At 39.0% G+C, this 26,573-nt stretch carries 29 protein-coding genes; 5 read left to right on the top strand and 24 right to left on the bottom strand.

The features are described from left to right. Positions 1-74: 74 nt before the first annotated feature. A complete protein-coding gene (locus ACYQ35_RS03375) occupies positions 75-2,630 on the bottom strand; it encodes a hypothetical protein (protein WP_459830287.1) in 2,556 nt (851 codons plus the stop codon). A 736-nt stretch (positions 2,631-3,366) separates the two neighbouring features. On the opposite strand from ACYQ35_RS03375, the gene ACYQ35_RS03370 reads away from it, so the two are divergent. After that, a complete protein-coding gene (locus ACYQ35_RS03370; RefSeq protein WP_009461809.1) occupies positions 3,367-3,921 on the top strand; it encodes a biotin transporter BioY in 555 nt (184 codons plus the stop codon). 421 nt (positions 3,922-4,342) lie between these two features. Here ACYQ35_RS03370 and ACYQ35_RS03365 read toward each other — a convergent pair whose 3' ends face one another. The 5 genes from ACYQ35_RS03365 to ACYQ35_RS03345 form a co-directional block, all read right to left on the bottom strand. Then, complete coding sequence (locus tag ACYQ35_RS03365; protein WP_459830285.1) at positions 4,343-6,598, bottom strand: hydratase; 2,256 nt, start codon at positions 6,596-6,598, stop codon at positions 4,343-4,345. Next, positions 6,592-7,698 (bottom strand): PucR family transcriptional regulator, encoded by a 1,107-nt coding sequence (locus tag ACYQ35_RS03360; protein ID WP_459830283.1) that lies wholly within the window; start codon positions 7,696-7,698, stop codon positions 6,592-6,594. Before ACYQ35_RS03360 ends, ACYQ35_RS03365 begins: the two co-directional genes overlap by 7 nt. A gap of 79 nt (positions 7,699-7,777) precedes the next feature. Beyond that, positions 7,778-9,127, bottom strand: a complete 1,350-nt coding sequence (locus ACYQ35_RS03355; RefSeq protein WP_459830281.1) for a glucose-6-phosphate isomerase — start codon at positions 9,125-9,127, stop codon at positions 7,778-7,780. Between the two features lie 64 nt (positions 9,128-9,191). Further along, positions 9,192-9,959: a hypothetical protein gene (locus ACYQ35_RS03350; protein WP_009461813.1), complete on the bottom strand. Its 768-nt coding sequence runs from the start codon at positions 9,957-9,959 to the stop codon at positions 9,192-9,194. Between the two features lie 122 nt (positions 9,960-10,081). Further along, positions 10,082-10,777, bottom strand: coding sequence for a 5'-methylthioadenosine/adenosylhomocysteine nucleosidase (locus ACYQ35_RS03345; protein WP_009461814.1), 696 nt, complete (start codon positions 10,775-10,777; stop codon positions 10,082-10,084). Between the two features lie 124 nt (positions 10,778-10,901). Here ACYQ35_RS03345 and ACYQ35_RS03340 point away from each other — a divergent pair, with 124 nt between their 5' ends. After that, positions 10,902-11,144: a TIGR03905 family TSCPD domain-containing protein gene (locus tag ACYQ35_RS03340; protein ID WP_459830276.1), complete on the top strand. Its 243-nt coding sequence runs from the start codon at positions 10,902-10,904 to the stop codon at positions 11,142-11,144. 293 nt (positions 11,145-11,437) lie between these two features. Here ACYQ35_RS03340 and ACYQ35_RS03335 read toward each other — a convergent pair whose 3' ends face one another. Together ACYQ35_RS03335 and ACYQ35_RS03330 are read right to left on the bottom strand one after the other, a co-directional pair. After that, positions 11,438-11,896 (bottom strand): DUF6147 family protein, encoded by a 459-nt coding sequence (locus ACYQ35_RS03335; RefSeq protein WP_459830274.1) that lies wholly within the window; start codon positions 11,894-11,896, stop codon positions 11,438-11,440. 68 nt (positions 11,897-11,964) lie between these two features. Next, positions 11,965-12,798: a DUF4367 domain-containing protein gene (locus ACYQ35_RS03330; protein ID WP_459830271.1), complete on the bottom strand. Its 834-nt coding sequence runs from the start codon at positions 12,796-12,798 to the stop codon at positions 11,965-11,967. A 104-nt stretch (positions 12,799-12,902) separates the two neighbouring features. On the opposite strand from ACYQ35_RS03330, the gene ACYQ35_RS03325 reads away from it, so the two are divergent. Next, positions 12,903-13,967 carry an undecaprenyldiphospho-muramoylpentapeptide beta-N-acetylglucosaminyltransferase gene (locus ACYQ35_RS03325; protein WP_459830268.1) on the top strand — a complete coding sequence of 355 codons (1,065 nt, stop codon included), beginning with the start codon at positions 12,903-12,905 and terminating at the stop codon, positions 13,965-13,967. 57 nt (positions 13,968-14,024) lie between these two features. Here ACYQ35_RS03325 and ACYQ35_RS03320 read toward each other — a convergent pair whose 3' ends face one another. Then, positions 14,025-14,591 carry an RNA polymerase sigma factor gene (locus tag ACYQ35_RS03320; RefSeq protein ID WP_009461819.1) on the bottom strand — a complete coding sequence of 189 codons (567 nt, stop codon included), beginning with the start codon at positions 14,589-14,591 and terminating at the stop codon, positions 14,025-14,027. A 31-nt stretch (positions 14,592-14,622) separates the two neighbouring features. Next, positions 14,623-15,030 carry an HIT family protein gene (locus ACYQ35_RS03315; RefSeq protein ID WP_009461820.1) on the bottom strand — a complete coding sequence of 136 codons (408 nt, stop codon included), beginning with the start codon at positions 15,028-15,030 and terminating at the stop codon, positions 14,623-14,625. Positions 15,031-15,135: 105 nt separating this feature from the next. Between ACYQ35_RS03315 and ACYQ35_RS03310 the strand changes: the two genes are divergently transcribed. Further along, the gene (locus tag ACYQ35_RS03310) at positions 15,136-15,885 is read left to right on the top strand and encodes a sensor histidine kinase (RefSeq protein WP_009461821.1); all 750 of its coding nucleotides are present in this window, start codon (positions 15,136-15,138) and stop codon (positions 15,883-15,885) included. Here the strand turns inward: ACYQ35_RS03310 and ACYQ35_RS03305 are convergent. From ACYQ35_RS03305 to ACYQ35_RS03250, 12 genes are all read right to left on the bottom strand, one after another. After that, entirely contained in the window at positions 15,814-16,425 is a 612-nt protein-coding gene (locus ACYQ35_RS03305; RefSeq protein ID WP_459830263.1) for a rhomboid family intramembrane serine protease, read from the bottom strand. The two genes, ACYQ35_RS03310 and ACYQ35_RS03305, sit on opposite strands and share 72 nt — an antisense overlap. 85 nt (positions 16,426-16,510) lie before the next feature. Beyond that, complete coding sequence (locus ACYQ35_RS03300) at positions 16,511-17,218, bottom strand: DUF6382 domain-containing protein (RefSeq protein WP_459830261.1); 708 nt, start codon at positions 17,216-17,218, stop codon at positions 16,511-16,513. Further along, the gene (locus ACYQ35_RS03295; protein ID WP_459830259.1) at positions 17,208-17,603 is read right to left on the bottom strand and encodes a TadE family protein; all 396 of its coding nucleotides are present in this window, start codon (positions 17,601-17,603) and stop codon (positions 17,208-17,210) included. The genes ACYQ35_RS03300 and ACYQ35_RS03295 overlap by 11 nt, the downstream gene beginning before the upstream one ends. Continuing rightward, the gene (locus ACYQ35_RS03290; RefSeq protein ID WP_459830256.1) at positions 17,600-18,004 is read right to left on the bottom strand and encodes a prepilin peptidase; all 405 of its coding nucleotides are present in this window, start codon (positions 18,002-18,004) and stop codon (positions 17,600-17,602) included. The genes ACYQ35_RS03295 and ACYQ35_RS03290 overlap by 4 nt, the downstream gene beginning before the upstream one ends. Continuing rightward, positions 17,992-18,873, bottom strand: coding sequence for a pilus assembly protein (locus ACYQ35_RS03285; RefSeq protein ID WP_459830254.1), 882 nt, complete (start codon positions 18,871-18,873; stop codon positions 17,992-17,994). The genes ACYQ35_RS03290 and ACYQ35_RS03285 overlap by 13 nt, the downstream gene beginning before the upstream one ends. Before the next feature lie 17 nt (positions 18,874-18,890). Then, positions 18,891-20,246, bottom strand: a complete 1,356-nt coding sequence (locus ACYQ35_RS03280; RefSeq protein ID WP_459830252.1) for a DUF5702 domain-containing protein — start codon at positions 20,244-20,246, stop codon at positions 18,891-18,893. A 10-nt stretch (positions 20,247-20,256) separates the two neighbouring features. Beyond that, the gene (locus tag ACYQ35_RS03275) at positions 20,257-20,433 is read right to left on the bottom strand and encodes a Flp1 family type IVb pilin (RefSeq protein ID WP_459830250.1); all 177 of its coding nucleotides are present in this window, start codon (positions 20,431-20,433) and stop codon (positions 20,257-20,259) included. An 11-nt stretch (positions 20,434-20,444) separates the two neighbouring features. Beyond that, a complete protein-coding gene (locus ACYQ35_RS03270) occupies positions 20,445-21,656 on the bottom strand; it encodes a type II secretion system F family protein (RefSeq protein ID WP_459830247.1) in 1,212 nt (403 codons plus the stop codon). Between the two features lies 1 nt (position 21,657). Next, positions 21,658-22,413, bottom strand: a complete 756-nt coding sequence (locus ACYQ35_RS03265; protein ID WP_459830244.1) for a type II secretion system F family protein — start codon at positions 22,411-22,413, stop codon at positions 21,658-21,660. Next, complete coding sequence (locus ACYQ35_RS03260) at positions 22,358-23,572, bottom strand: CpaF family protein (protein WP_459830241.1); 1,215 nt, start codon at positions 23,570-23,572, stop codon at positions 22,358-22,360. The genes ACYQ35_RS03265 and ACYQ35_RS03260 overlap by 56 nt, the downstream gene beginning before the upstream one ends. Next, a complete protein-coding gene (locus ACYQ35_RS03255; RefSeq protein ID WP_459830239.1) occupies positions 23,526-24,515 on the bottom strand; it encodes a P-loop NTPase family protein in 990 nt (329 codons plus the stop codon). The genes ACYQ35_RS03260 and ACYQ35_RS03255 overlap by 47 nt, the downstream gene beginning before the upstream one ends. A 158-nt stretch (positions 24,516-24,673) precedes the next feature. Then, complete coding sequence (locus tag ACYQ35_RS03250) at positions 24,674-24,883, bottom strand: pro-sigmaK processing inhibitor BofA family protein (protein WP_009461833.1); 210 nt, start codon at positions 24,881-24,883, stop codon at positions 24,674-24,676. A 164-nt stretch (positions 24,884-25,047) separates the two neighbouring features. On the opposite strand from ACYQ35_RS03250, the gene ACYQ35_RS03245 reads away from it, so the two are divergent. After that, the gene (locus tag ACYQ35_RS03245; RefSeq protein WP_009461834.1) at positions 25,048-25,287 is read left to right on the top strand and encodes a YaaL family protein; all 240 of its coding nucleotides are present in this window, start codon (positions 25,048-25,050) and stop codon (positions 25,285-25,287) included. A gap of 141 nt (positions 25,288-25,428) precedes the next feature. Here ACYQ35_RS03245 and ACYQ35_RS03240 read toward each other — a convergent pair whose 3' ends face one another. Both ACYQ35_RS03240 and upp read right to left on the bottom strand, forming a co-directional pair. Continuing rightward, entirely contained in the window at positions 25,429-25,917 is a 489-nt protein-coding gene (locus ACYQ35_RS03240; protein WP_459830236.1) for a deoxycytidylate deaminase, read from the bottom strand. Between the two features lie 16 nt (positions 25,918-25,933). Beyond that, the gene (gene upp, locus ACYQ35_RS03235; protein ID WP_009461836.1) at positions 25,934-26,563 is read right to left on the bottom strand and encodes a uracil phosphoribosyltransferase; all 630 of its coding nucleotides are present in this window, start codon (positions 26,561-26,563) and stop codon (positions 25,934-25,936) included. Between the last annotated feature and the right edge of the window lie 10 nt (positions 26,564-26,573).

The raw sequence follows: 26,573 nt of genomic DNA, 5'->3' as shown, positions 1-26,573 counted from the left end.
ATTTTCCTTCTCTTCATTATACTTTAGTCCCAATTAAAAAGAAAGGGTTTTTACACCCTTTCTTCACAAAACCACTATTTAAAATCCTGTTCCGTCAAAATTATTCTGTCGGCATTGTCTGTATGTTTACCAAATAAACGTTTAAAGAAATGTTTTATATTTACACGCTGTGCTTTCTCAATCGCATGATCCATAATCTCTTTTACTTCCGTAACCGTTACCGCATGGTCTTCTTTCTGCAAAATATCAATTCGGCTATAAAGTGCCAGAATACCCATCTCGTCAATTCTGTAGCCGTTTTCTTTTGCATACGTCTGTCCAAATGTAACCAATTCGTCGTTGATGAAAATCGGAAGTTCCAGTTTAGAAGTGAATTTTCTTCTGAATCCCGGATTTTCTGAGAGAAGTTTTTCTAAAGGTTTTCTCTGTTCTTCTAAAACAACAAGAAGTTCTCCCGTCTGCTCTTCCATCTTCTCATTTAGCGCCTCAATTGTTGACTGGTTCATTTTTCCCGCTTTTTCAACGATTAACGCCCCGCCTTTTAATTTGCCGAGAACTGTTGACAAATCTTTTCTATTCAGCGCTTCTCCCGTGACAATGGCTACTTTACCCTGTTTCAGTTTTCTTGCTTTCTGAATCGCTTTCACTACATTGACTGCCAAAACAGTTTTTCCTGTTCCCTGACGACCTACAACAAGAATATTGCCAGTGCGTGACGTTCCATATCTTGTATTGCAGTTTTTATCATTTTCAAGCACTTCCACTATCTGCTCACTCATTCCTCTTACGGGAACAAAGTAGGAGAATAACTTCTTCTGTTCTTCAGTAAGACCGGCTTTTGTTCCAATCTCACTCTGCGCTTCCAAATCATATTTCCCCTGAACGATAAAACCGGTGTCAAAAGAAACTCCGTCTGTTTCTTTGTCTACATCTTTTTTCGTTTCATTCTGCAGTTTTTCTAACTCATCGTCTTTTTCAACCGGTTCTTCTATTTCTTCCTGCAAAGAAATATCAAACTGTTTCTCGATAATATCATCGTCATCAGCAAAAATTTCTTCCTGCGGTTGAGGTTCTTCTACAGGCTGTTCCACAGTCTCCTCAACAACTTCCTCAGGTTCTTCCTCCATAATCGGTTCTTCTGTCACTTCCGCTTCCATTTCCGTCACTTCCTCAACTTGTTCTTCCTGTATTTCCTCTGCCGGCTTTGTTGTTTCAGTTTCTTCCACCGTCGGTTCTTCTACAACCTCATTGATTTCAACATCTTCTTCTGCTTCTTCAGATTCTTTCATTTCACTTTCCAAATCATCAAGCAACTGCTGAATGTCATCAGGAATAATCGGAGTTGTGTTAAACATGCTCTGTGCTGCGCGCTCTTTTCTTTTTGCCTCCCGCTCAGCCTCAGCCTCCTGTTTCTTTCTTTCGATTTCCTGCTCAACCGCTCTTTGTGTTTCTTCCCAATTTTGGAGAATACCTTCCAGTTTCTCCTGCGCTGTCATTGCCTCTTCTTCTTTTTCTCTGGCAGTTACATTAACCGCAGCGGCTACGCCTCTTGCAACCGCTTCTTCCAAAGTCGAACCTACCACCGGTTCTTTAATGATGCTTTCCGGTTCTTTTTCTTCCGTCACTTCTTCCGGCTCAGTTTCAGACTCTTCCGAAACTTCCTCGACAGGTTCTTCAACTGACTCTTCTTCTACAGTTTCCTCTGTCCCTTCTTCCTGAACTTCCTCAACAGGTTCTTCAGTTATCTCTTCAACCGGTTCTTCTGCAACTTCCTCGCTTGTCTCTTCAACCGGCTCTTCTACGATCTCTTCGCTTGTCTCTTCAACCGGCTCTTCTGCGGCTTCTTCGCTTGTCTCTTCAACCGGCTCTTCTGCGACTTCTCCGCTTGTCTCTTCAACCGGTTCTTCTGCAACTTCCTCAACTGCTTTCTCCTGCACAGGTTCTGCAATCCCTTTCGGAATCTCAATCTTGCGTGTCGCGTCCAAATCTTCTTTTGCTTTTTTCACCTGTTCTTTCTTCTCAACGAAACGATCGTATTTCTCCTGCTGCAAAGGAGTCAGCGGCTTATGCTGTCTCTTCAATTCCATCGCCTTCAGAACATACTTTCCTTCGCTAAACCACAAAATCAAATCATCACATTCTTCAAGACACTCCGGTATCATTCCCGCCGCATTATATAACTTAGCCAGTTCATACGCCCATTTTTCCACATATTCCATCTTCTTGAAATCAACAAGCGCTTCAATCTGCTCTTCTAACGGCGCATTCTCCGCCTTCAAAATCTTATATTTTAAAATATATTGATTCGGATCCTTCGGTGCAATGGAAAGAAATTCTTCATAGCAATCCATCGCCTCCTGCAAATCATCAATTTTAATTGCCAATGTTCCCAAGCGATATACTATCTTTCTGCTGCCTGGAGAACGGTCATAAGCAATGAATAAAATATCCCTGCTCTTTTGGTTCTCCCCATTATATTCGTATATTTCACTCACTGTACTGAGCATGGACAAACTTTTTACTCTGTGCCAGTCGATTGTGTCTGCAATTTCCATTGCTTTTTTATACTGTTTCTTTTCCATGTACTCGAGCATCTGCTCTGTTTTTACACGATATTCATGCTTATCCAATGTTTTTTCACCTCTATTAATTATTTTTAACCTTATTTTCCATAGTTAAACTTTTACTGTTATAGTTTATCACAAGGGATTGTCAATGTCAAAAAAATAGCCATTATAATGTATAAGATTATAATGGCTATACTTGTATTTAGTTTTATTTTATATATTTATATCGGAGGGATTATCTGTTTTCTGTTCCTAATTGCCCTTGTTTTTATAATTCAAAGTTGAATACTAATTTCAATATCTGTTATTTATAAGTTATAAATGTGACATTTATCTGATGTTTCTTTACACATCATCTAAATCATTGAATCATTGTGGTATCTTCTCAATATATCTGCAAATACTAAATCTTCTTTATCTATTCCGGTTTCTTTTACTTCTCCGAACGATTCTATCTTATCTTTCTTTACCGGTCTTATCTATGGTTAAGGCTTTCAACATAGGAACTTTCATTTGCCATACCACTGATATATTGAATTGGATTTTCTATCGTGTCCATTGGAGTAAGCCTCCTTCTTTTCGTTTAAAAACTCTTTTGTTATTTGTTGACTTTATAATATCACTCAGTTTTATTTTTGTCAACACTTTTTATCTGTTTTTTATTTGTTTTTTTATTACGATATTTTATTTTAAAAATATTCTGAATATTTATTTTTACTATTTGACAGCAGCCCGTCACTTACTTATAATAAGTATGACACTTTATCGGATTAATTCAAGAAAATTTATGAGGTATCTTATGAACAAACAAATTGAACACACATTTGCAACTAAAAACCTTGTACGCATCGGGCTGATGACCGCCATTCTCTGTGTCATTGCTCCTTTTGCTTTCCCACTTCCTTTTAGTCCTGTCCCAATTTCTTTTGCGACTTTTATTCTTTATCTCGGGACTTACACACTGGGAAGAAAGTATGGCACGGTCAGCTGCCTGATTTATTTACTGTTGGGGATTGTCGGTCTTCCTGTTTTCTCCGGCTTCTCAGGCGGAATCGGAAAACTTGCCGGTCCTACAGGAGGATATCTGATCGGATATCTGTTACTCGCTTTTGTCGGCGGTTGGTTTGTTGAAAATTATGAAGGACGTCTTATTCCGTCCGCTATCGGATTGGTTCTCGGAACTGCTCTGACATACACTTTCGGAACAATCTGGATAGCACAGCAAATGTCACTTTCCTTTACACAGGGATTAGCAATCGGTGTCTTACCGTATCTTCCGGGCGATGCAGTTAAAATCATCGCTGCTCTGATTATCGGTCCGGTTTTGAAAAAAAGACTTCAACAGATAAAATAATACATAAAATAAACAGGCATTATAATTATCGCAAATTATAATGCCTGTTTATCGTTCTGCTGTGTCCAATGGTTTGTTCTCCTTCCATAATAAAAAAGAAGTGTTACATAAAACAAAGAAAATATCAATCTTCCTACTTGAAAATATACTGCTTTGTCTTTCGGCTACTGTTTAACTTCCTTTCTCGTCAGAAATTATCTCCCCGCTTTCTTTACAAATCTTCTATTTCCTTTTCAGTCTGTTTTCTTTTGTTAATCGTATATTAGCACTCAACTTTATTTTTGTCAATATTATTTTGAAAAATACTTTTATTTTTCTGTTTTTAATAATTTTCTAATCATTTAGTCAACAAACACAATTATCGTTAAATGAAAATCGGTAAACACAGTCGTTTCTCCTGCATTTACCGATTTTATCAATTTTAACCTCTATAATAATTAATCAGACAACCTTTTAAAATGATTTCTCTCTCATTATCTGTTAATTCTCCCATTGTCAGAGTGAGTTCCTTCCACTCGTCCCCTACAACGTAAGCCTTAATAGCGCTTCTCTTTTCTATAATGGCTTTGCGAATTTCCGGGAAGAAAATATAATCACCGTTTTTAAAACTTAGTTCTGTATCTTTCTCCTCCGTCAAAAGCGGAAGCATTCCCCAGTTGATAAGATTTGAACGGTATCTCTTCGTGGCATACTCATTTGCAATGTTTGCCCAGCCTCCTAAAACTTTCTGGCAGGAAGCAGCCTGTTCCCGTGCAGAACCGTCACCCGGTTTTACTGCAAAGATTGTACTTCCAATGCTCAGTGTCTTCTTATCCAACTGTGGATTTTTCTCAAAAATTTTATCCATAACCGGTTTTAATTCTTCCAGTTCTTCAAGAGGACATCTTCCTTCCTCAATGGCTTTCTGTGCCTTTTGTACTTCCTTTGCACGTCCCACATAAGCCGGATCTTTTCTTGAAAGAGCAAACTCCGCAAGTCCTAACGGATTGGAGCGATAAGAAGATGTTTCCCCTGACGGAATCAACTCATCTGTCGTTGTTACGGGATCATGGATTTCCGATACTACCTTTACAATTAAATTTTCCGGCAGCGCGGACATTTCAGGCCAGTCTTTAATGTTTGGTCCGAATTTAATTTCCACTGACGAATCTGCAATTCCTTTACTGTCAAATACTCGGTTGGCATAGATAGATGCATCAAAGTGGTATTTCGGTGTCCTGTACTCTCTGTCGACCACTTCCGTCGCGGAAGTTAAGTATCCCTTGTTTAAGGCAGTTGCCGCAATTGAGCGGGCGTCCATAAGTGCCACTGATGAAATCTGACCATTCTGCAGTTTTGAGCCTTCACGGTTAGGGAAGTTTCTCGTCGAATGTCTTATGCTGAACGCATTGTTTGCCGGAGTATCTCCCGCGCCAAAGCACGGACCACAAAACGCTGTTTTTACAACCGCACCTGCTGCTAACAGGTCCGCAGCCGCTCCGTTTTTCACCAGTTCCATGTAAATCGGCGTACTTGCCGGATATACACTGAAGGTAAATTCGTCTGCACCAATATTATGCCCCTTCATAATGTGCGCCGCCTCACAAATGTTTTCAAAACCGCCTCCGGCGCAGCCTGCGATAATTCCCTGCTCTACATATAATTTCCCGTTTCGTATTTTATCCTGCAGTGAATACTCCACCGCACCGTCCAAACTCACAAGCGCCTTCTGCTCCACATCATGTAAAATGTCTTTCAGGTTTGCATTTACTTCATCAATCGTATAGACATTACTCGGGTGAAACGGCATCGCAATCATCGGTTTAATTTTACTCAAATCCACATAAACCATACCGTCATAGTACGCAACTGCGCCCGGATTTAACTCTTTAAATTCATCAGCGCGCTTATGCGTTTCATAAAATTCTTTGATCGTATCATCTGTTTTCCAAATAGAAGACAGACATGTTGTCTCCGTTGTCATAACGTCAATTCCAATTCGGAAATCAGCACTCAGTTTATCCACACCCGGCCCGACAAATTCCATTACTTTATTATTCACATAGCCGTTTGCAAACGTAGCACCGATAATTGCCAATGCAACGTCCTGCGGCCCTACTCCTGCCATCACTTCGCCGTCCAAATAAATTCCGATAACTTCCGGCATTTTAATGTCGTACGTTTTGTTCAATAGTTGTTTAACAAGTTCAGGTCCGCCCTCGCCCATGGCCATTGTACCTAACGCACCATAGCGTGTATGACTGTCCGAACCGAGAATCATTTTCCCGCCGCCCGCAAGCATTTCTCTTGCAAACTGATGAATAACCGCCTGATGCGGAGGCACATACATACCGCCGTATTTTTTCGCACAGGTTAATCCAAACATATGGTCATCTTCGTTGATTGTTCCACCCACTGCACAGAGGCTGTTGTGACAGTTCGTCAATACATACGGAACAGGAAATTTTTCAAGTCCCGATGCCCTTGCCGTCTGAATAATTCCCACAAACGTAATATCATGGGAAGTCAGTTTGTCAAATTTAATCTGTAAATGTTCCATATCCGAAGAAGTATTATGTTCTTTTAGAATGCCGTATGCAATCGTGTTTTTGCGTGCTTCCTCTTTGCTCATCTGTGCTTCATCTGAGATTTCCTTCCCATTCAGCAGATATACACCGTGTGGATATAATTTTACCATTTCGTTTCCTCCTTTGCGTTACTTTGTGCTGATTTCTGCAATGATTTCAAATGATTAGAAACCATCAGCGCAATTTTAAATGTCAATGCGTCATCAAAAACCCTCACGTCTAATCCCGTTTTTTTCTGTATTTTTTCTAAGCGGTAGACGAGGGTATTTCTATGTAAAAATAGTTGTCGTGCCGTCTCCGAAATATTCAAGTTGTTGTCAAAAAATTTATGAACTGTCGTCAGCGTTTCTTCGTCAAACTCTATTTCTTTTCCCTCAAAAATTTCTGAAAGAAACATGTCACAGAGAGAAATCGGAAGTTGATGAATCAGACGTCCTATGCCGAGTTGATCATATGCAAGCACATTTTTCTCCTCATAGAAAATTCTTCCAACGTCCAATGCCATTCCCGCTTCTTTGTAGGATTTCGATACATCTTTTATCTCGTCTACGATTGTTCCGTAGGCGACACGCACATTTACCATCGCCTCTGTATTTAAAATATCTACAATATATTTGGCAATCTTATTCAATTCTTTATAGCCTTCTCTGTCTTCCAGCATTTTTACCAAAATAATATGGCTCTCGTCAACCGCAGTCACAAAATCTTTTGTGCTTGTCTCATACAACCCTTTCAATACTTCCAAAATCAAATTGTCATTTGGATTTTTCGGTTCTATCATAATGACTGCCCGACGCGCCTCTATCGGTATATGCATATTTTTCGCACGATTATACACATCAACGAGCAGAAGATTATCCAGCAAAAGATTTTGTATAAAATGATTGCGGTTCATCTTCTCCTGATATAATCGGAGATATCCTTCCAACTGTTTTACGCCCAGCCGCCCGGCCATTTTCATTTCCGGCAAAACCGAATGTAAGACAAGAACATATATTAACCCTTCCTCCGAAGATACACCAAAAAAACTTGCGTTATTCTCTTCCCACTCTTCCTCTTCCGGCAGTTCTTTTATAAAATCAGACAGTTCTTTTTCTTTCCCGCCCGAATGAGCAAGACAGTTTCCGTCCACATTCCATATGGAACATGCAGTGCCCGTAATATCCTGTATATCACAAACCGTTTTTTTCAATATCTGTACCGGTAACACTCTGATACACCCTTTCTTCTGTTATGAAAAAGACGGAGTTTTTTAAACTCCGTCTTTATGTTCTTGCTGGAGAAATATTCTACAATCTCTTTAATAACTCTTCTCTCTCTTTTTCAAAGCCCGGTTTTCCAAGTAAGGCAAACATATTTCTCTTATAACTTTCTACTCCCGGCTGGTCAAACGGATTTACCCCTGAGAGATATCCGCTCACACCACAGGCAAATTCAAAGAAGTAGAATAACTGACCTAAGTAATATTCATTTTGTTCCGGAATACTTACCATAAGATTAGGTACGTTTCCGTCCGTATGTGCTAGAATTGTTCCATTCATCGCACTCTTATTGATGAAATCTACTGTCTTTCCTGCAAGATAGTTTAATCCGTCTAAATCAACAGGTTCTTCTTTCAGCACGATTTCTTCTGTAGATTTCTCTACGTTTAATACAGTTTCAAACATAATACGGCTTCCGTCCTGAATAAACTGTCCCATAGAATGTAAATCTGTAGTTAAATCCACTGATGCAGGGAAAATACCTTTCTGGTCTTTTCCTTCGCTTTCACCGTATAACTGTTTCCACCATTCAGATACATAGTGAAGGTTTGGCTCATAGTTTGCCAACACCTCAACTGATTTTCCTTTGCGGTGTAAAATGTTGCGGATTGCCGCATATTTAAGCGCATCATTCTCTGCAAAATCACTTTCAAGCGCAAGTCTTCTTCCTTCCTGTGCACCTTCCATTAATTTTGTAATATCTGCACCGCTCACTGCGATTGGAAGTAAACCTACTGCTGTGAGAACTGAGAAACGTCCTCCCACGTCGTCCGGCACAACAAAACTTTCATATCCTTCTTCTGTGGCAAGATTCTTAAGTGCTCCTCTTGCCTTATCTGTTGTCGCATAAATTCTCTTTCCTGCTTCTTCTTTTCCGTATTTATTCTCCAATAATTCTTTAAATACGCGGAATGCAATAGCAGGCTCTGTAGTTGTACCCGATTTTGAAATCATGTTAATAGAAAAGTCACGGTCACCAATTACATCGATTAAATGTTTGATATATGTACTGCTGATATTATTTCCCACATAATAAATTTCCGGTGTCTTTCTGACTTCTTTAGAAACCATATTGTAAAAACTGTGTCTTAAAAATTCGATAGCCGCTCTTGCTCCTAAATACGAACCTCCGATACCGATTACAAGAAGTACTTCTGAATCGCCCTGAATCTTCTCAGCAGCTTTCTGAATGCGTTCAAACTCTTCTTTATCATAATCTACAGGCAAATCAATCCAACCTAAAAAGTCGTTCCCTGCACCTTCTCTGCTGACAAGAAGTTCTTTCGCATCTGCAACTAATTTTCCCATATATTCTACTTCGTGTTCTTTAATAAAAGCACCTGCTTTTGAATAGTCAAATGTAACTTTCTTATTCATGATTCTCAATCCTCTCTCTGAAAAATACTATATGCTAGTATTTTATCAAATTGATTCTTGTTTATCAAGCCAAAAACTCTTCTAATATTTCTCGCAGAATGACTTCCTGAGATACTTTCTTCTCTTCTTTTTCTTCTTTTATTTCTTCCTGTCTGATTTCTGCCTGTTCCATGGAAGTTTCCTCCACTTCTTCCGCTGCCTTCACTTCCTCTTCAACAGTCTCTTTTATCTCCTGTTCCTGCACTTCTTCACTCTCTTTTATTTCTTCCGGTTCTTTCATCATCTCTTCCATTCTCTGCATCTGTAAAGCCTGCTGTTTCTGATAGCGCGGAGCACATATATTTTGCAGATAATCCACCATATATACCTGAATTGTATCCATCTGGTAACTCTCGTCAGTGGAAATATACACAAGGAACAATACGACCATTCCCACTCCTGCCAGTGCCGTATATCTGAACATCTCTTCCTGTACGCCTCCAAGTCTGTAACTTAGAAATGCTCCTATACACCCCGCCACTCCACAGAACCATATGGATTGTTTTTCTAAATATCTCCATGTATGTAAGTGTAATCCACAAACGCGATATTCAAAAATGTACTTTTCCACAAACGCATGGATATTTTCCACTTTCTCGCTGACCATAATAGTGTGTTCAAACTTTGCTTTTACCAGTTTCATTAACTTATGCGTACTTTTCCCCATTTCTCCTGACGCTCTTACCAGTTTTCCCAAAGTTACCACCGTTATAAACTTCCCAAGTACTCCGATTGCGATAATTGCGCCCATTATCCAAAGTATTACATTTGCTTCCATTATTTTTTCTAGCATATAAAAAGCCCTCCTTCTTTTATCTAGCGACATTATAGCGTAAATAAAAGAATTTGGGCGAAGATTCGTTCTACAACTTTCTACATAAAATGTCATTTCTGACTTTGATTTTCAATGTTTTTTTATCCCAGTTTTTTCATCAGACCGCGTACAAGCCTTACAGAATGCACGATTGCCTGTCTTTCAAATGCCGGATAATCCATAACGGCGCTATTGTCGGCTTTGTCCGAAATTGCTCGAATAATGACACACGAAACTTTATTTAAGTATGCTGCATGTGCGATTGCAGCCCCCTCCATCTCCGTACACATTGCATCAAATTGTGAAACCAGTCTCTCCTTCACTTCCCCCGAAGAAACAAACTGATCTCCGCTTACAATTCTTCCCATAAATGTCTGAATATCCGGATTTTCTTCCTCGTTTACTTCTTTTGCCAGTTTTGCTAACTTCTCATCTGCCGGAAATGAAAACGTATCCATCTGTGGCACTTGTCCGAGCGGATCTCCAAATATAGTTGTGTCCATATCATGCTGTACCGCATCTGTTGAAATCACAATATCTCCAATGTTGATTTCAGCATTCAGAGAACCTGCAATTCCCGTATTAATCAGTGTATCCACATGGAACATATCCACTAAAATCTGCGCGCAGAGAGCGGCATTGACTTTCCCGATCCCGCTTTTTACGATAACTGCCTTCTGTCCGCATAATTCCCCTTTATAAAATACCATGCCCGCTTTTTCTACCGTTTCTTCCACAGTCATTTCTTCCTGCAAAAGAACTACCTCGTTCTGCATTGCTCCAATAATTCCAATCATTTCTCTTCTCCTCTATTTTGATTTTTATTTATTTTCTTTTCTCAGTATAACAGAATTTTGATTTCTTACCTAGTTTTTTTTCAACACCTTTGTTATAATAGCAAAAGTAAAGGAGGTTATGACTATGGACTATAAACCACATGGAGTCTGTTCACAAAAGATTACATTTGATATTCAGAATGATACCGTCCACGCTGTTCAGTTTACCGGAGGCTGTTCCGGAAATCTTCAGGGAATTGCAAAATTAATTGAAGGAATGAATGTAGATGAGGCTATCTCCCGTATTGAAGGGATTAAATGCGGATACAAATCCACATCTTGCCCTGACCAACTAGCACAGGCTTTGAAAGAAGTAACGGGACGTTAAGATTGAAAACTATTGACAAATTCTGTTTGTCGATAGTTTTTATTTTTATAAATAGACAGAGTTGTTTTGCCCTCAACTCCATAGAAATGATATAGTCTGTTTTTTGAAATATTAATCTCTGTCAATGAATTAATATTATAAAGATTTATTCTATCCAGAGGGACTACTGCAGCCATTGCAGGATTCGGTAGTTTAGTGTAAAGACATGAGATAGGAAAACTACTTGAATCTTCGTTAACAGTTCCTCTTCCGTAACTACTGCAATGGCTGCAGTAGTCCCTCTGAACTGAAAACTAGTCCACCAAAATTGCGCTCGTATTTGAGTCTCCTACATCTGAATTCGCGGAGTGAACACATCTCACGCGGTAGTAATATCCTCTTGGAACATACATTGTTTTTGACGTCGTAAGCGCATATGCGTTTGTATCACTTGCATTCCACGATGTATAACTTAGCCAGTCACCGTTCACCTGTCGCTCCACCATAACACTGATTTTAATTGTAGATACAAGCTGCTGTGCTATTGTCGTTCCCGACACTTTAATCTTTCCTTTTCCAATCTGACCAATGCTGGAACTGCCTGATTGTAAATATTTCCCTTTCGGCTCTGTAATCCCCTCACTCACTTTGTTGTCCTGCTGAACAGATACTTTCTGTACATTCTCAACCGCCTTTACTTCCTTTCCCTCTCCACCGTAAAGTGTTAAAGAAAGTAAAAGGGCAGCAACCGTAATTGCTATTTTCTTTCGCATCTTTTTCTCCTCCTTATTTTGTCTTACACTATATATACAATCTTAGAAGGAAAATCTGACGCCATTTTTTAAAAAAAGTGTAAATTTTTAATAATTTTTTCAAATTCCGCCTGATTTACAATTCCTGAGAGGAAATATTCACTGTTTTTATATGTAAATTGTGCTATGTATTCTTTCTCTCCTGTCTCCAAAACTTTATACTCTCTAACCGATACTTTTGTTTCCGGCAACTGTATAGAATACTCTCGAAGCAGTTTGTCAGAAATCTCTATTCCCGTTGAACTTTTTACATATCTGGATACAATACGAACATTCAACGTTTTATCCTGCACTGAATAATATAAAACCGCCTCCTGCAAATCTTTATCCACCACAGCATTTAAAAACTTTGTATTTCTAGGTTTATATACCATTCTAACAGGCTCTTCTCCCAATGCTTCTTTGATTTGCTCCCATGCCTCTTCTTCCGTAACTTCTCCGACATCTTCCGGTTCTATAGAGTTCACATAAGTTTTATCTTCTCCGCCAAACTTTTTATCAAAAGTGTCTATAAAGAGTTTCTTTCCGCCCACACTCGTCACGCCAATGCCAATAAACAGCACAACCGTAGCCGCCACGCCCATAATACGCCGTATTTTTTTGCGATTCTGTTTTGCACGCTCTCTTTTCTTTTTCACTTCTCTCCCAATGCGCAGCGCCTCTCTGTCCTCCTCGGGCAGTGCATTTCTCAATTTTTCTTCCTCATATTCTTTAATTCTATTCATTAATGAGAGATGTGCCTCCTTTGGCATCTCCATTTTCTTCAATTCGGGTTGATTTTCTATAATCGCTCTTATCTCGTCTGCCTCTCTTTGTAATTCCTCGTCAGAATACTGTGCAGTTATGTCTTCTTTCTTATTCATGCTTCACCTCTTCTTCTATTCTCTGTTTTTCATTTCCCTTGACCTTTTTTTGAAATCTGTTTAATATAAATCTTATATACTGTATTTCGGAGGGAATTTATTTTATGAAACGAATTATACTTACCGGGGGAGGAACTGCCGGACACGTTACTCCCAACATTGCTTTATTACCACGTTTAAAAGAGTTAAACTATGACATTCATTATATCGGCTCTTACACCGGTATTGAAAAAGAACTAATCGAACAATTAGGTATTGTCTATCACGGTATCTCGTCCGGAAAATTACGCCGTTATTTTAGTCTAAAGAACTTTTCAGATCCTTTCCGCATTGTAAAAGGGTTAAACGAAGCGAATAAACTAATGAAATCTTTGAAACCTGATGTTGTCTTCTCCAAAGGCGGATTTGTATCTGTTCCCGTTGTTATAGCTGCAAAACGCCATCATATTCCAACGATTATTCATGAATCAGATATGACCCCGGGATTGGCAAACAAACTTTCCATACCTTCCGCAACAAAAGTATGTTGCAATTTTCCCGAGACATTGGAATATTTACCGAAAGAGAAGGCTCTCCTTACCGGCTCTCCGATTCGTCAGGAACTACTGACCGGAGACAGGGCTGCCGCATTAAAATTCTGCGGGCTTACGGAAGATAAACCTGTTATTCTCATTATCGGCGGAAGTTTAGGATCTGTAGTTGTAAATGACGCTGTGCGGGCTATCCTGCCTGAACTGCTGCAAAAATTCCAGGTAATTCACCTGTGCGGTAAAAATAAAGTGGATCCGTCATTGAATCATCTGAACGGCTACGTACAATTTGAATACGTTCAGAATGAATTAAAGGACATCTTCGCCTTAACGGATATTGTTATTTCCCGCGCCGGTGCAAATGCCATTTGCGAATTGCTTGCTCTTCGCAAACCAAATTTATTAATTCCGCTTTCTGCTAACGCAAGCCGGGGAGATCAGATTTTAAATGCCCACTCTTTTGAGCGTCAGGGATTTAGTATCGTCATTGAAGAAGAAGATTTAAGTAACGAAAAACTTCTTGCTTCTATTCATAGTTTATACGATAATCGCGACTCTTACGTCAATGCGATGAGTCAGTCTTTACAACAGAACTCCATTGATACGATTATTAAATTAATCGAAGAAGTCTCTCAATAATAAAATAGAATGTGCATCGCACATTCTATTTTTATTTAAGTCAATGCACCTCTGCCATTATTCAAATATTTTCTCATACCGCTTGCCATAGTTCCTCTTTATCCAGCGTCTCGCTCTATAGATAATTGCATATACGACATCTTTACTTACATGAAGTTCATCTGCAACCTCTGTATACGTTTTACCTGAACAGTAAATGCCGCTAACTACCTCATACCATCTTTCATTTTCTTTGTATAACTCACAAAATATTTCCTGACTCAAAAGTCCAAAATCCTGTTTGCGTTCTTTCTCCAATACACTATATTCCGCACTCTCACTCAGCAGTTCTCCGTTTTCCTGCAAATATTCCAGTCTTCTTACCTCTGCTTCCAGTTTGTGCAGCCAATTTAATGATTTATTCTTTGTAACAGTGAGTAACCAGTTATCTACTTTTGCCTCATCTATTTTATCGATTCCCACATACATTTCCACAAAAATCTCTTGTGTAATCTCCTCTGCAATTTCCATTCTCTTCGTATAGTACATTGCAGTCTGAAATACTTTATTTCTGTTTCTTCCGTATATACTGTCGAATTTTATGTTACCGGTAAATTTTCTTTTTGCACTTTCTATCTCATTCATTACTACTATCTTTCTCTGTCTGTATTACAATTTATTGAAATTTCAATAAAATTTCTTCTTTGACTTCCTCAGTCAATGTACCGGGATTCCATTGAAGTCCCACATTATCACCCTCATATCTTGGAATGAGGTGTAAATGAAAATGATTTACTGTCTGACCTGCCGCCTCTCCGTTATTCTGCACAAGATTATAACCATCGCAATTTAAAATCTCTTTCATTTTTGTAATTACTTTCTTTGCTACAACCAATACCTTGCCTGCCTTTTCGTCATCTAATTCAAACAAATTTGCATAATGTTCTTTTGGAAGAATCAATGCATGTCCCTTTGATGCCGGCGATAGGTCTAAAATCACACGAAAATCTTCGTCTTCATATATCGTTGCAGATGGAATCTCCCCATTTGCTATCTTACAAAAAATACAATTATTATCTCTCATTTCTTTTCCTCTTTTCTTCTATGATTTATTTGTCGAAATTTGTTCTCTTCTTTTTATTGAATCCGCTCCTGCCCAATGTTACACTTTTTTGCAGGAGGGTTAGATATGTTCACATTAGACGATGAAAAACAATTACACAGATTGATGAATGAAAACTCCGACAATTATATGTTAATTCAAAAATTATTGGATTTTCAACAACTCACCATAAGCAAAATCAGCCATGAAATAAGAAATCCTCTCACTCTTATTTCAAGCACTTTACAGTTAATCCAAAAACAGCACCCGGAAGTTACGCACTTTGCCTACTGGAAACAAATGTTAGAAGATATTTCCTTTATGAAAACTCTTCTGGAAGAACTGTCCCTATATAATAATGGAACCCGCTTACATAAAACAGTTATTCACACTACTGATTTTTTCAACCGGCTCATTTTGTCTTTCGCAACAACATTGACCGAAAGTTCCATTGAACTCACTTCAAATATCGAACAAAATCTTCCGAATATAGCAGGTGATCCAATAAAGTTACAAGAAGCGCTGTTAAATCTTCTAACCAATGCACGAGATGCCGTAAAACCCGACGGAAAAATTTATTTTTCCGCACAATCCAAAGATGAATCTATCATTCTGCACATAAAAGATAACGGTTGTGGAATTCCCCAAAGTCATCTCTCTGATATTTTCACGCCTTTTACCACTTATAAAGAAAACGGAACCGGTCTTGGACTGGCGATCGTTAAAGCAGTTACAGAAGCACACCACGGAACCGTCTATGTAAAATCAATTCCATTCCACAGTACTTCTTTTACTCTGACGCTTCCGATACAGGATAAATGCGAGAAGGATTCCTGATAGCAGGCCACCGATGTGCGCCATATTATCTACACCTGTGCTTGTAAAACCATGATACAGACTGCAGACAACCATAAATACCATTCCTTTTCCGTCCAATGTTCGCAAATGACCGTGATTTTTCGCTACAATAATCAACAATGCTCCAATTACGCCGAAAATCGCTCCCGATGCACCTGCCGATATGACAAATTCTCCTGTTTTCAGGTCCATGAACGCTGACAGAATGTTCCCTGCCACGCCACTTACAAAATATAATAAAAGATATTTGAAACTGCCGATTTCCTCCTCCAATATACTTCCAAGGAAAAAAAGCATAACCATGTTATTCATTAAATGTGCAAATCCAAAATGTAAAAATATGCTGGTTATCAGACGATAATATTCATGATTTCCCAGTACGAGTGGAACAAACATCGCTCCGTGTTCCAGCATATAACTGCCATCTTCTGTCATTCCAAAAAAAGACAGCCATACAAACACGAGAATATTAATTGCGATAATTCCAATCGTTATAATTGGTCTCTTCTTTATCGGCATATCATTCCTCCTTCTGAATTTATATCTCCATTATATCCTCTATCTGCTATTTTCACAACCGCATTTTTACCTGTTTTATATCACACTAATCTTGCTCCCATTCTCCCCATTTTTCCGTCTTTCTTCTACCCCATTTTTTCTTCCATGATTTCCATTTTTCTTCTATGATATTCCCTTGTTTTTCCTGCTGCTCTTCAAAGTCAATCCAATCATCTTCATACTCTTCTTCCATCTCTCTTTCCTTTTTTGTTTCTTTTACACTCGCAGCCATCGCCTGCTCTATAATTTTTTCCAGACTGTAATTCTCTTCCATTGTTGCCTTGTGTAATTCATATGCAAGCAAAATGGCTTCCTGTTCTTTATGATTAATCTTACTTACAAAGTATTCCGTAAGACAATGGAATCTGTAACAGAATTCCTCTTCCTCTATAGGAAGATAGCAGAAGAAGTATTTTCCCTCCTCGTAAAAAATATATTCCGGTTCCAGTAGAATGCAGTTTACATTCAAGAGATAGTTTTCTATCTGACTAAGCAGACTTAAAAACTGTCGAAGAAAATTCTCCAGTTCCTCCTTTTCTATCACCATTTTTTCATAGATGGATTTCACGGATACTTTTCCACTAATCTCATAATTATACTGGCTTTTTCCATTTATTCCCTGACCGGCAACCTGCAAAAGTCCCTCGATTCGATTCTCTTTCATCATCTTCATTTGATAATCTTCCTCATAGAACTCCGGTCTTTCCAGAATAAAATACATATGCTTGCAATCCCGTTTATACTTACTTTCCATAGACCTTCCTTTTCTTTCTTATATATCTTTCCGGCATTCTCACCGTCTTCTTTTGTTCTATCTTTAAAGCCATTCTTTTCTTTTTAGCATATGCCCGTAATACCAGTTCTTCTTTTTCATACTGCACAGTTACTTTAGGTTTAGAAAAGAAAATCATTTTCCCTTTTACCCTCTTATGAAAAAACTCCTCCATTTTCTCCTCTATGTTTTCTTCATTCCACCTCATCTTCTCACTACCCACAACCACCGTTTCATACCCTGCTCCGAGAAGAATATTTTTATCATGAAAGTAAAACAGCATATACAGCCCTGCAATAAAACTTAGAAAAATCACGGGCATAATATATGCTGCTTCCACCATCAGACTTCCTTTCATCATCTTCATACATACATCACTCCCATATACGATATTACCAAAAAGGGGATAAATGGTATTGTCCTTTTTCTGTAGTCACCTTTTCTCATAAGAAAAATCAGGGAAAACAGACCGACCACTGTAAAAGCAAGTGTCACAGTCCAAAGAGTTTTTAAAAATCCCGCATAACTTCCCAGCAGGCAGATAATAAAACTGTCTCCATAGCCCAATGCCTCGTCCGTCACTTTACTGATAAAAAGACAGACACCGCCGATGATAAGACCGCCAAGGGGATTAAACAGATTTCCCTTATAGAAAAAAATATTGAAAATCATTGTCCCGGCTGTTCCAATCCAAAGCAGATAGGTCGGGATTCTTTTTACACGCAAATCCCACATTGCACAAATCAAAAGAAATATCATTCCCCACATCTCGAACATTCTCCTTTCCCTTGCGCCTCAGAAATAGGTATGGCATATATTTTTCTTTTCAATCCGCTACAGCCTATTGAACTGTGATAGCGGTTTCCCTGATTCGTGATATATACATTTTTTCCCGCTTTCTTTCCACACTTCTCACAAGTTCTATATTTCTCTCCATTCTCATTTCTCAACTGTGCAATATCTTTTTTCCCTGCCGTACGAATGGATAAATCTAAATATGTACATTGATTATCCCTATGATAGACCATGCCTGTCTCGGTCACATAAACAATATCTTCTTTGTCCTGAAATCCGAATTCTTTTTCATATCCCGTCCAACTTTTCAGTCGAAATTCCTCCTTACAGGATAATGCAAGTTTTCCGAAAGTATATACCGGCAGTTTGATTTTATACTCTACACACATTTTGATAATCTTGCTTTTCCCTGACAGTGTTGTCCCGCTTAAATCTAATCCCTGACTTCCATCTGCTATAACACTTCTGTCCAACCGTTCTTTTCCAATATGAGCAACCATTTTCTCTTCCAGTTCCCCCGGAAAAATAAAAGGTTTGACGTATATTTCTTCAGCAGTTTTTCGTCCTATCTCATCTAGGGCAGACCTGATGGTCATTTGAATTGACATGACTTCTAAAAGGTAACAAAGACAACAGATTGCCAAAAAGAACAGTGGAACTGCCATAGACGCTTCTACGGTAATACTTCCTTTAAAAGAGGTGAATAATGATGCCCTCTCTACTTTTTTTGGGAAATAAGATGTTATGGATTGTGTCTTAGTAGAGTCTTCCTCCTTCCTTCTGTTATTCTTTTTTTGATGTTTTAATGTCTTTTGGGAATTTATAAATAGAAAGGACATCATTATTCACCTCTTTTCTCTTATTGATATCCATATAAAGTGGAGAACTGATATGTAATTCTCTCCCGTATTTTACAAATACTTTTTATTTCCAGTTTACTTACACAGGAATCTATTCGGAAAAACTCTCCTTTTTTCTGCCGTATATTCATTTCAATAATATCCAGACTTCTCATCGTACACTCATCTTCTTTCTGCAGGAAAAGCAGCATGCGTAAATACTCTCTGTAAGAAAGCCCAGTTTCTTTTTTCTGTACATCTCCCTCCTCTTTTCCTAAATTCAACAGAGAGGATAACTGTAACTGCCAGTTTTCTTTTCTTTTAACTAACTCCACTTTCCCGCCTGCCAAAAGCGAACGGACGTCCATTATGCTTTCTCCAAATGCCCACGCCAGTAATATTGCCTGCTTAATAATCCCCACCAATGCCGGAAGAGCAATCACTCCTGCCAAAGTGGCTGCCATCGCCTCTGCCTCCGCCTTTTTCGTACTGTCCCCTAAAAGGAACCCGTAATTTGCCGGAAAACGCATAGCGACAAGCCGTGTAACAACTATATCCAGATTTTCTCTGTCGCTTTCCTTTCCACCAATCACATATTCTAATTCATAAGATAATTTTTTCTTGTCATCAGGCTTGTCCACTGCCGAAAACTTCTCCAGTAAATATGACGTAAAATATAGTTTAGACATTGTTTCGCTTTTTTCTTTTCGTATTTTAAACGTGCCTCTCCCTTTTTTCAGTTTTCGGTTTGACGGCAGTTCCTGCAGCCGAATCGCCTTTTCTGAAATATGTATATCTTTTGGCACGGCAACCTGCAACAAACCGCGGCTCTTAATATCAGAGACAACTTCTATCGGATTATCTTCCGTTGGAAGTTCCTGCTTGGCTTCTGCAAGTGACTCTTCCAAACTGTCCGTCACTTCCTTTTCCTCCTTCTGAGATTCCTCCTGATTTCTTTCCTGCTCTTCCCATTCTGATGTTTCACCGGCAAGTTCCTCCACAATTCCAATCCCCGTTTTCTGCTTCATACAGGCAATTGCCTGTTCGCGGAATGCTCTTCCGGAATCATCGCTCAACAACTGTATTCTCTCTATCTTATATCTTCCGTTTCCGGCGCCATAAAATTTCAATCTGTCCAGAATGTTTTTCTCAGAAAAGGTACTGCTTTCATAAGTGCCGTCCAATGCGAAAACATCATAGGTTTCCATCATCTCCTTCTGATACTCTGCAAACACCGACTCCAGCGCCATATCCACATCTCCTCTTCTTTTATTCTTTGTTATCTGCACCGACGCACTCTCAATAACGGTTGCCGTCAGTGATAGAAATAGGAGAAACAAAATGCTTAGAAAAGCCGTGACTTCACCTTTTTTCATTGTCTCTCCTTTAAATACCGGAACTTTCACTTGTAATCTTCTCAAAAATGGACTCGACAAGTTCTGTCAGTTGTGATTTAAAAATAATTACAAGACCGATTAAAACGACCAAAATCAAAATAACTTCCACCACTCCGATTCCTCTGTCATTTTTCAATGTGCTCCAAAATAATCTTATTCTGCTCATACTGTTTCCTCCTAAATAGATATGGACAAAAATGCCGGCACAATTACAATCACTAACACGACAATCAGCATCATGCTCATCGGCAAAAGTAGTTTTGTACCTGCTTTTTCCCCGTACTGTTTTGCTCTCTGTTTTCTTGTTTCCAACGCTTCTTTCGTTTCTTTTTCCAATAATTCCGTCAGTCCCTTCGCCCCCTTTCTTACATTTTGGGAAAGAGTTGTCCCAAGTTTCATGTAGGAAGAAATGCCGCACCGTTTTCCAAACCGCTCATAACTTTCTGATTCGGTCATTCCTCCCTGCATTTCCCTCATAGCGCAATACATCTCCTCATATGCAAACCTAACCTCCTTCTTTTTCCTGTTTTCATAATGAAAAAGTATTTTCTTCCACGCATTTTTTATCGTCATTCCCGATCCGATAAGCAGTGATAACTGACTGATTATCTCAGGATAATCGATAATCATCTGCTCTCTCCTTTGCTTTTCTCTTTTCTTCTTCTCCTCCTTTTCCCTTGTATAAATCGCAACTGTACACACCCCGCCCAAAACTAATATGTAGAGAAATGTATAATCTGTTGTTTTCTTCCAGATAATTTTTTCTCCTCCGACTTCATCGGGAAGGTGCATGGCGGATTTATTTTTACTTTTTCTGTCCGAAGAACGCACTTTATTTTGAATCTCTGTCAGTACTTTCTCTTTTTTACTCAATGTTTTCGGATAAACCATCACATTCATCACATACATGCACTCTTCCTCCCCGTAAGAAAGGCAGCCTTTTATTTCCACCTGCTCTCCCTCTTTTGAAAGATTTTCTTCCTGAATTTCGCCCTGCGCATTTATAATCTCACTTCTGTCGGTCTCCCAAACGATTCTGATTGGAACATCGGGCATCTCGCCAATGAAATTCAAATTGCTTTCCACATGATCGGCACTTTTGTTGTCCGCCAACACTATTTTTTCCAATTGATCCATTGTCCTTTTAAATACCCTGCGGATTTCCTCAACCGTATACTCTTCCTCCCCGACCTCAATGTCCAACGATTCATTTTTTAAAATATCCCCGACCGTCACTTTGTATGTTTCCTGCCTTTCACCTTTTCCATACCCGTTTCTCTCTACCGTACTTACATTTCGACTGCCTGTTTCCACCAAAAGACACCCTATTGAGAGAATAAGCGTCACTCCTCCGGCAAGAAACATTTTCTTTTTTATCTTATTGTCCACGTTACACCTCGATTTCCAATATCTTCTTTCCCCATTGATACGCCGCAAAATAAATAAGCAGGCAGACTGTCATCACGACCTTTCCAACTAATTCTTGATAAAGTACAGATAAAAATTCAGGAAAACTCATTTTCAGGTAGACAATGATTCCCATGGGAATTGCCGACATAATGTGAAATTCCATCTGTTTTGCCACAATGATTGTATAGATTTCCTGCTGCACTTCCAGTTTCATACAAATTGTTTCTATCGTTTGTCTCAGAACCGCAATCATATCTCCGCCACTTCGCTTAATTGTCGAAAGTATTGTGACAAAATGTGTCACTTCACTCATCTCTACCCTGTCTGCAAATGTTTTCCATGCCTGCTCCACCGGAATGTTCATCTCTAATTGTCTGACTAAGTAAGAAAATTCTTTTGTAATAAGCGCATCTTCCCCATACAGTGTTGTCATCTCTTTTTTCACTTCACGAATTGCATTCTCAATGGAATATCCTACATTTAACACTGTCCGCAGAGACTGCAAAGCCTCCTTAAACTGTTTTTGGAACTTCTCTTTTCTCCTCTTTGCATACTCTTTCTTCCATGTCCGATAATAAAGAAATAAAAGAGGTAATAAAGCAGCATACCCTATCCACGAATGGTAAAATAAATATGCCAGTATTCCTATTCCGCCTAGTCCTTTCACTATCGCCAACAGTCTATCCCTGTTTCTCATATCCTGCTGCCAATAGTTTTCCTCTGTTTTCCATCTCATGTATTTTTACCCACTTTCCTTTTACTCTGCCTCCTTTTTCTTCTGTCTCCTGAAACTGGTACAACATATTTAACCGAACGCCTTCACTGCCACACCCTGTAATTTCTTCAATGGAAATCAGTTTCCTGCTCTTATCGCGAAATCTGCCAAGATGAATCAATATATCCACCCCCGATGCAATTTGTCGCTGAATTGCCGGAAGAGGAAGGTCCATTCCCATAAGTACCATTGTTTCAAGCCTTGTTATCATATCCTTTGAACTGTTGGCATGTCCCGTACTTAAAGAACCGTCGTGCCCCGTATTCATTGCCTGAAGCATATCAATGACTTCCGCCCCTCTTACTTCCCCTACAATAATTCTGTCCGGGCGCATTCTCAGCGCCGTTTTAATTAAGTCACGAATACTGATTTCCCCAACGCCTTCTATATTTGCCATTCTTGCCTCCAAACTGACAAGATTGGGAAGTTCTTTTATTTGTAGTTCCGCATTGTCTTCAATTGTGATAACTCTTTCGTCTTTTGGTATGTATTGCGATAACGCATTTAGAAATGTGGTCTTTCCGGTTCCCGTACCACCACTGATAAAAATGTTATATTTTGATTGTATTAAGATTTGTAAAAATGAAATGATTTCTTGGCTGACCGCACCCCACTGCCGTAATTTCTCCAATGTAATACTTTCCTTTGGAAATTTACGGATAGTGACAATCGGGCCGTTTAACGCAATCGGATATAAAACGATATTGACTCGTGAACCGTCCGAAAGCCTTGTGTCTACAATGGGCGTTGCCTCGTTGACAATTCGATTTGTTTCAGCCACAATCTGTTGAATGACATCTTCCAGTTTCTTTTTGGAAATAAATCGCTTATCACTGAGAATGATTTTTCCTTCCCTCTCGATAAAAATATTTTGGTTTCCATTAATCATAATCTCTGTAATATTTTCATCTTCAATTAAGTTCTGCAAAATATCCAGTTTGCGAAAGGCATTAAATAATTCCTGCCCCACTTCCACTTTGTCCTGCAAAGAAATATATTGTTTTTCACTGTATTCCTCCAAAACCTGATAGATGACCTCCGTCAGTTCCTCATCATCTATCTCCTCTGACAGATCAATCTTTTCCAATATCTTCCCATGAAACTGTTCTGCCTGTATCACTTTGTTTTCCCTCCTTCTTTAGTAAGTCTCTCACATACTCTTCTAAGTTTTCAGGTATTTCCAACTGCACGGTCTTGTCCAACACTCCTCCGTATCCGAGAATATCTGCATTTTGTTCAAACTGTAATATTTTTGCCGATGATTCCCGCTGTCTGCTTACAGGCATATATATTTTGTGACAAATATTCAGCAGACTCCATAATCCCTGCACACATTCACCAAAATCAATAATGATTTTTCTGTACAGCCGCAAATGTGATAACTGCCTGAATAACTCCTGCCACTCCTCATAAGTAACCTGTTTTAAATCTTCGCTTATCTTCATTGGAGCAATATATTCCAACTGTCCGGTTTTCTCTGCCATTACTCCTATCTTTGTACCTATTCTGCTGTTTTCCTGCCTCGCGTAATAAAGTAAATCTGCAAGCGTCTGAGAAGTTTTTACCATCATTCGCTCTTCCCAACCGGAATATTCCTCAAGATTCAAGTATAAAACCCGCTCCCTTTTCGCAAGTTCTCTTCCAAGCGCAATGGCAAAAGCAGTCTTTCCAACGCGATGCACAGGCGAATATACTCCGATAAATGTACACTCCTTATATCTGTTCTGCCTGAGTATGTCTCTGTCCTCCTCCGCATAAACATTGAGTATGTCTGCAAGTATATTGTCAGCCGACTGATATTTATAGATCGCCTGTTTTTCTTCCACTTTTCCTCGCTCCCGCGTGAGATAAATCACCTTTCTCGCTATATCCGTCTGTACCTTCTCTGCAAATCTTTCGTCCAAAAGCAATATCTCAATTGGAATCTCATTCGCTATTTTCTCGATTTGCTCTTTTGCAGAACAGACATATACCGGAAAATCTATTTTCTTTCCTAAAATAAAAGATAATTTCTCCGCATACACGATTTCACTGTCGCAAATAACAAAACATCTGCTCCTCACAATCTCCTCCTTATCCTATATTCAATTCTCCTGTTGGATTGTCATTGTCCGAATGGACTGATTGTCTTAGAATCTATGTGACTTGTGAGTTGTATTATAAATCTGTTTTCTCCTCTTGTCCATAGTTTAATATGATTTTCCGAAACTTTGTAAAAACTCTACAAAATTTGGTATACTAATATGCCATAAAGCAGGGCAACGCCCGGCGCACCTAAAAATCCTGACAGTAAAACGGAGACCGGATTAATACCCACCGCAATCTCTATCTGTCTGTAAGAAAGATATTCGTTGATAAAGAAAATAAGCCCTATCCCAATAACTGCCCGAATGATAAAATTAATAATAAACCCTGAATGTTCCTTTTCCATTTCCATTTCCCTATCCCCCTCACTTCATATCTATACAAATCCGTATTATTTCATTCCTCTTTTCTCCTAAAATCCAATATTTTCTTATCCGTGTATGAAACCTGTCTTCCATGACTATACTAGAAATAGAAGCAATAAGTTATCATTGGAAAGCGGGAGGGCATATGAAACTATTTCAAAAGAAACGAAAAGCAAAGGTCGTATATCGGGAACATACAAACACACCTATACAGGATACCGTCTTACTTAAAGAAATTGAAAAAGTAAAAGCCGATATGGATAACGCTTATATAAACTTTCAAAATGTACTCGATCCCGATTTAATTGACTGTTACATTTTTGAGAGTAACGCAGCATTAAAACGTTATCATTTTCTTCTGAAGCAGGCAAAAAAAATCAGTTAAAAGGGGGCGTTGCAAAATAGGTGAGAATCACCTATGGAGCAGCGCTCCCTTTTCTATACAAAAAATCATCTCTATTTTTTTGCAAAAAGTTAGGAGCATCGCTCCATAACTGAACTTAATCAGTTATTTTGCGACACTCCTTTACAGTTCTATTTCAATTCTTCTTCCTGTACGGTGATATTGATGATAACGAACTCCCGCACAGTCCATCATTCGCTTTGACGCCATAACTGATGCCGTATCCGCATATTTATCACTGTCATAGACAACTTCTTTGATGCCTGACTGGATAATTGCTTTTGCACATTCATTACATGGAAAAAGAGATACATACAGTTTTGCTCCTGCAAGACTTCCCCCACTGTAATTCAAAATAGCATTCAACTCACTATGTACCGTGTACACATACTTTGTCTCCAGCGGATCTTGGCCCTCTCTCGTCCACGGGAACTCATCATCTGAGCAGCCTTTTGGCAATCCGTTATAGCCCATTGAAAGAATTTTATTATCCTGACTTACAATGCAGCACCCTACCTGCGTGCTTGGATCTTTTGAACGCATTCCGGACAACATTGCAACTCCCATAAAATACTCGTCCCATGAAATATAATCGTTTCTTTTTTCACTCATTTTTTCACCTTCTGTACTATTTTGTACCAAATATACGGTCCCCCGCATCTCCAAGTCCCGGAACAATATATCCGTGTTCATTTAACTGCTTGTCTAAAGCGCCGATATAAATGTCTACATCAGGGTGCTCTTTCTGCATGCGTTCAACTCCTTCAGGTGCTGCGATGATACATAGAAAACGGATATTTTTTACTCCCTTATCCTTTAACATCTGGATTGCCGCCACACTTGAGCCTCCTGTCGCCAACATCGGATCCACTACAAAAACATCTCTCTCTTCGCAGTCTGCCGGCAGTTTACAATAATATTCTACAGGTTCAAGAGTATCAGGATCGCGATATAATCCGATATGTCCTACTTTTGCTGCCGGAATCATTGCCAGCATTCCTTCCACCATACCAAGCCCTGCTCTCAAAATAGGCACGACCGCAAGTTTCTTTCCTGCAAGTTCCTTTTCAACAGTCTCACAGATCGGTGTCTGAATTGTTACGTCCTGCAATTTTAAGTCTCTTGTTGCCTCATAACAAATGAGCATAGCAATCTCGCTGATCATTTCCCTAAAATCTTTTGAACCTAAGTCTGCTCTTCTGATATAACTAATTTTGTGACGGATTAATGGGTGTTCCATTACATGTACTTTTGCCATAGTTTTCCTC

This window comes from Faecalimonas hominis, from assembly GCF_054660755.1.
This window is presented reverse-complemented; position numbering and strand designations above follow the sequence as displayed.